This is a genomic window from Mycolicibacterium sp. XJ2546, assembly GCF_053483195.1.
Map to the genome: position 1 here is coordinate 1 of NZ_JBEFRW010000034.1, position 6,396 is coordinate 6,396.

The 6,396-nt window shown below is 68.4% G+C and carries 1 protein-coding gene; it reads left to right on the forward strand.

Going from position 1 to position 6,396, the window contains the following annotated elements:
* The coding region (locus ABQE44_RS25680; protein WP_448432625.1) for a non-ribosomal peptide synthetase at window positions 1–6,396 on the forward strand (6,396 nt) is incomplete at both ends.

The following is a 6,396-nucleotide window of genomic DNA, read 5'->3' on the forward strand; positions in this document are numbered from 1 at the left end:
CTGACCCCGCTGCAGCAAGGGCTGCTCTTTCACGCCAACACCGCATCCGCCAGCGCCGATCTGTACGCCATGCAACTCGAGATCGAGCTGAGCGGACCCCTTGACGTACAACGTCTTCGCGATGCCGTGCAGGCCGTGGTCAACCGGCATCCGCATCTGGCGGCGCAGTTCAGCGAACAGTTCGACGAACCGGTCCAGGTCATCCCGGCCGATCCCGTTGTGCCGTGGCGGTATGTCGAGCTGGACATCGACGGCGATGCCGCACAGCAGGTTTCGCGGATGTGCGCCGGCGAACGCGCCGCCGTCTGCCACCTCACCGATCAGCCGGCCTTCCGCGCCGCTCTCATCCGCGTGGCACCCAACCGGCACAGGTTGCTGCTCACGACGCACCACATCGTGCTCGACGGCTGGTCGATGCCGATCCTGCTGCAGGAGATCTTCGCTGGCTTCAGCCGCCAGCGGCTACCCGCAGCCACCCCGTACCGCAGCTTCATCACCTGGTTGGCCGACCGCGATCGCGACGCCGCTCACGCGGCCTGGCGCGAGGCACTAGCCGGCTTCGACGCTCCCACGTTGGTGGGCCCGGCCGGGAAGGTGGGGCAGGGTCCGCGAGGCATCGAATCCTTCCAGGTCCCCGAAGACATCACGGCGGCCGTCGGCGAACTCGCGCGGTCATGTCAGACCACGGTCAACATCGTGTTGCAGACCGCCTTCGCACGGCTGCTGTGTTCGCTGACCGGCCAGCACGATGTCGCCTTCGGCACCACGGTTTCGGGTCGGCCCACCGAAGTTCCCGGCGCCGAATCGATGGTGGGCCTACTGATCAACACGGTGCCTGTGCGGGCGACCTTCACCCCCGACACCACCGCCGAAGATTTGCTCGCGCAGCTGCAACGCGCCCATAACGACACCCTCGAACATCAACATCTCGCGCTCAACGAGATTCACCACCTCAGCGGCCAAGATCAGCTCTTCGACACGCTTTTCGTGTTCGAGAACTATCCCATCGACAGCAGCGCGCGGTTGGATGTCGACGGAATCACCGTCGCCGACTTCAACTTCCGCGAAACCAACCACTATCCGCTGGCCGTACAAGCCCTTCCGGGCCGCGAGATCGGGCTGCGCGTCGAGTACGACACCGACGTGTTCGATACCGACAGCATCCGAGCGCTGATCGACCGCTTCACCCGGGTCTTGGCGGCCATCACCACCGAACCGGGCCGGCGGCTCTCCGCGCTGGACCTGCTCGACGGAGCTGAGCGCACGCGTCTCGCGGAATGGGGCGGAGAATCGGCGTTGACCGCGCCGGAGATCGCCGCCGAGCCGATACCCGCACTGTTCGCCGCCCAGGTCGCGCGCACTCCGGACGCGCCGGCGGTGACCTTCGACGGTCAGTCGATGACGTACGCGGAACTCGACGTGGCTGCCAACCGGATGGCACACGTGCTAGCCGGTCACGGTGCGCGGCCCGGCCAAGTCGTGGCGCTGCTGCTTCCCCGGTCCGCCGACGCGATCGTGGCGATCCTGGCCGTGTTGAAAACGGGGGCCGCCTACCTGCCGATCGACCCGGCGGTGCCGGTGGCGCGCATCGGCTTCATGCTGGCCGACGCCACGCCGGTCGCCGCGATCACCACAGCCGAACTGGCGCAGCGGTTCGACGGCTTCGACGTGACCGTCATCGACGTCGCCAACGTCGAGACCCCACCTGACGGTACGACGCTGCCCGGTCCGGCGGTCGATGACATCGCCTACATCATCTACACCTCGGGCACCACCGGCGTACCGAAAGGTGTTGCGATACCTCATCGCAACGTGCCGGGGCTGTTTGGCGTGCTGGGCGCCGACCTGGCTTCGGGACCGGGTCGGGTGTGGACACAGTGGCACTCTTACAGTTTCGACGTCTCGGTCTGGGAGATTTTCGGCGCGCTGCTGCACGGCGCGCGGCTGCTCGTGGTGTCCGAAGAGGTCGCCGCGTCGCCGCAGGACTTCCACGAGCTGCTGGTCGCCGAACGTGTCGACGTGTTGAGCCAAACTCCTTCGGCGGCGGGCATGCTCTCCGCCCATGGGCTGGAGTGCGCGGCGCTGGTGGTGGCCGGTGAAGCCTGTCCGACCGAACTCGTCGACCGGTGGGCGGTGCCGGGGCGACTGATGATCAACGCGTACGGTCCGACCGAAGCCACGGTGTACGCCTCGATCAGCCAGCCCCTGACCGCGAACGCCGCCGACTCGGTGGTGCCGATCGGCGGGCCGGTGACCGGTGCGGCGCTGTTCGTGCTGGACGCCTGGTTGCGTCCGGTCCCGCCGGGTGCGGTGGGCGAGCTGTACCTGGCGGGCCGGGGTGTGGCAGTCGGATATGTGGGCCGCGCGGGTCTGACGTCATCGCGGTTTGTGGCCTGCCCATTCGGGGAGCCCGGCACCCGCATGTACCGCACCGGTGACCTGGTGCGCTGGGGCGCCGACGGACAGGTGCAGTACCTGGGTCGCGCCGATGAGCAGGTCAAGATCCGCGGCTATCGCATCGAACTCGGTGAAATCCAGGCCGCCCTGGCCGCTTTGGACGGCGTCGAGCAGGCCGTCGTCGTCCCGCGCGAGGGCCGCCCCGGCGACAAGCACCTGGTTGGTTACATCACCGGCACGGCCGATCCGGTCGTGGCGCGTTCCACGCTTGCCGAACGGCTTCCGGCCTACATGGTTCCGGCCGCGGTGGTGGCGATCGACGCGGTCCCGTTGACGGTCAACGGAAAACTCGACGTGCGCGCGCTGCCGGCCCCCGATTTCGCCGGACTCGATTCCTACCGGGCCCCGACCAACCCGACCGAGGAAATCCTCGCTGGCATCTATGCTTCCGTGCTCGGGCTCGAACGGGTCGGCGTCGACGACTCGTTCTTCGACCTCGGTGGCGATTCGCTCTCGGCGATGCGCCTGGTGGCCGCGGTCAACAAGACGCTGAACGCCGGTGTCGCGGTGCGCGCGTTGTTCGACGCGCCGACGGTGGCCCAACTGGCTCCCCGCATCGGCGCAGCAGGGTCGGCGCTGGAGCCGTTGGTGGCCGGCGAGCGACCCGGGGTGGTTCCGCTGTCGTTCGCCCAAACCCGGTTGTGGTTCCTGGACCAATTGCAGGGCCCGTCCCCGGTTTACAACATGACGGCCGCGTTCCGGGTTCGCGGCGCACTGGACACCGACGCGTTGGGCATCGCGCTCGCCGATGTGGTGACCCGCCACGAAGCGCTGCGCACCCTGTTTACCGCCCCCGACGGCGTCCCACGGCAAGTGGTGGTCGACCCCGAGCACGCCGAGTTCGGCTGGGAGGTCGTCGACGCCGCCGGGTGGACGGCGAGCCGGCTTCGTGAGGCCATCGACGCGGCATCACGTTACACGTTCGACCTGGCGACCGAGATCCCGTTGCGGGCCAAGCTTTTCCGGCTGTCCGACGACGAACATGTGTTGGCGGCGGTGGTGCACCACATCGCCGCCGACGGCTGGTCGATGACGCCGCTGGTGGCCGATCTGGGTGTGGCGTACGCCAACCGGCGCGCGGGGCAGGCGCCGGGCTGGACGCCGTTGTCGGTGCAGTACGTGGACTACACGCTGTGGCAGCGTGCGCAGTTCGGTGATCTCGACGACGACAACAGCCGCATCGCCACCCAGCTGGCCTACTGGGAAGACGCGCTGGCCGGGATGCCGGAACGTGTTGCGTTGCCGACCGATCGGCCCTACCCGCTGGTCGCCGATCAGCGCGGCGCCAAGGTCGCGGTGGACTGGCCTGCCGAGCTGCACGAGCAGGTCACCCGGATCGCCCGTGAGCACAACGCCACCAGCTTCATGGTGCTGCAGGCGGCGCTGCTGACCGTGCTGTCCAAGCTCACCGGAACCTCTGACGTGGCGGTGGGTTTCCCGATCGCCGGTCGGCGCGATCCCGCGCTCGACGAGCTGATCGGGTTCTTCGTCAACACGTTGGTGTTGCGGGTCGATCTGGCGGGCGATCCGACGGTGGCCGATGTGCTGGCTCAGGTGCGGACGCGCAGCCTGTCTGCCTACGAACATCAGGACGTGCCGTTCGAGGTGCTTGTCGAGCGGCTCAACCCGACGCGGTCACTGACCCATCACCCGCTGGTTCAGGTCGCGCTGGCGTGGCAGAACGGCGCAGGAAGCGACATCGACGACCCCAACGCCGAATTCGCGCTGGGCGACCTGCAGGTGACCCCGATGCCGGTGGATGCCCGCACCGCGCGAATGGATGTGAACTTTTCGCTGGCCGAACGCCGCACCGAGGACGGGGAACCCGACGGCATCACCGGGACAGTGGAGTTCCGCACCGACGTCTTCGACCCCGACACCATCGAAACGCTGATCACGCGGCTTCAACGGGTCCTGGCGGCCATGGCATCCGACCCGATGGCACCGCTCTCGGCGGTGGACCTGCTTGACGAGGCCGAACGCGCCCGGCTCGCGGAGCTCGGCAACCTGGCGGCCGTGACGGCTCCAGAGTCTGCCGCATCATCGGTCACCGCCCTGTTCGCCGAGCATGTGACGCGCATCCCCGATGCGGTGGCGGTCACCTGCGGTGAACGGTCGTTGACCTACCGCGAGCTTGACCATGCCGCGAACCGGTTGGCGCACAACCTGGTCGCACATGGTGCCGGGCCGGGGCAGTGCGTGGCGCTGCTGTTCAACCGGTCCGCCGAGGCGATCGTGGCCATGCTGGCGGTACTCAAAGCAGGAGCGGCCTACCTGCCGATCGACGCGGCGGTACCTGCAGAGCGCATGGCGTTCATGATCACCGACGCCGGGCCGGTCGTCGCGGTCACCACCCCCGATCTGGCGGACCGGTTGGCCGAACAACCTCTATCCGTCCTTGACATCGGTGACATCGGGGCGACCGGCGACAGTGAATCCGGTGCGCTGCTGCCGGATCCGAGCCCGGACGACATCGCCTATCTGATCTACACCTCGGGAACCACCGGTGTGCCCAAGGGCGTGGCGATCACCCACCACAACGTGACCCAACTGCTGGATACGCTCGATGCCGGGCTGCCGCCTGCGGGCGTGTGGCCGCAATGCCATTCGTTGGCCTTCGACGTCTCGGTGTGGGAGGTCTTCGCGCCGTTGCTGCGTGGCGGGCGCGTGGTGGTGGTCTCCGAGGACATCGCGGGATCGCCGGAAGACTTCCATGCCCTACTGGTGCGCGAACAGGTCACCGTGCTCACCCAAACTCCCTCTGCGGTAAGGGTGCTGCCGCGCGAGGGCCTGGAATCGGCGGTGCTGGTCGTGGTCGGCGAAGCCTGCCCGCCGGAGGTGGTGGAGCAGTGGGCGCCCGGCCGGGTGATGATCAACGCCTACGGCCCGACCGAGACGACGATGTGCGTGGCGATCAGCGCACCGCTGACACCGGGGCTGGGGGTGCCGATCGGCAAGCCGGTTCCCGGTGCGGCGTTGTTCGTGCTCGACGAGTGGCTACGCCCGGTGCCCGAAGGGGTGATCGGCGAACTGTATGTCGGCGGTGACGGCGTCGGCGCCGGATATGTGGGCCGGGCTGGCCTGACCGCGTCGCGGTTCGTGGCGTGCCCGTTCGGCGGTCCCGGCGTGGCCGGAAAACGTATGTACCGCACCGGCGATCTGGTGTATTGGCGTCCCGACGGGCAGCTGCAGTACCTGGGCCGCGCCGACGAGCAGGTCAAGATCCGCGGTTACCGCATCGAGTTGGGCGAGATCCAGGCCGCGCTGGCCGCGCTCGACGGCGTGGAGCAGGCAGCGGTGATCGCCCGCGAAGACCGCCCCGGCGACAAGCGGTTGGTGGGCTACATCACCGGCACCGCTGACCCGGCTGAACTGCGCGCCCAACTGGCTGAGCGGTTGCCCGCCTACATGGTGCCCGTCGCGGTGGTGGTGCTTGACGCGCTGCCGCTGACGGTCAACGGCAAGCTCGACACCCGCGCGCTGCCCGCTCCCGACTACGGCGACGGTGACCGCTACCGTGCACCCACCACCGCAGTCGAAGAGGTGCTCGCCGGAATCTACGCCGAGACACTGGGTTTAGATCAGGTCGGTGTCGACGACTCGTTCTTCGACCTCGGCGGCGACAGCATTCTCTCGATGCAGGTGGTGGCGCGCGCCCGCGCCGCGGGTCTGGTGTGTCGCCCCCGCGACGTGTTCGTCGAGCAGACCGTGGCCCGGCTGGCCCGCGTCGCGGGCGTGTCCCATGCGGGCGGCCCCATCGACAACGGCGTCGGACCGGTGGCGGCCACCCCCATCATCCGGTGGCTGCAGAGTCTGGACGGTCCGGTCGATGAGTTCAACCAGACGGTGCTGCTGCAAGCCCCCGCAGACACGACCGAGGGCGACGTGGTGGCGGTGCTGCAGGCGCTGCTGGACCGGCACGCCATGCTGCGGCTGCGA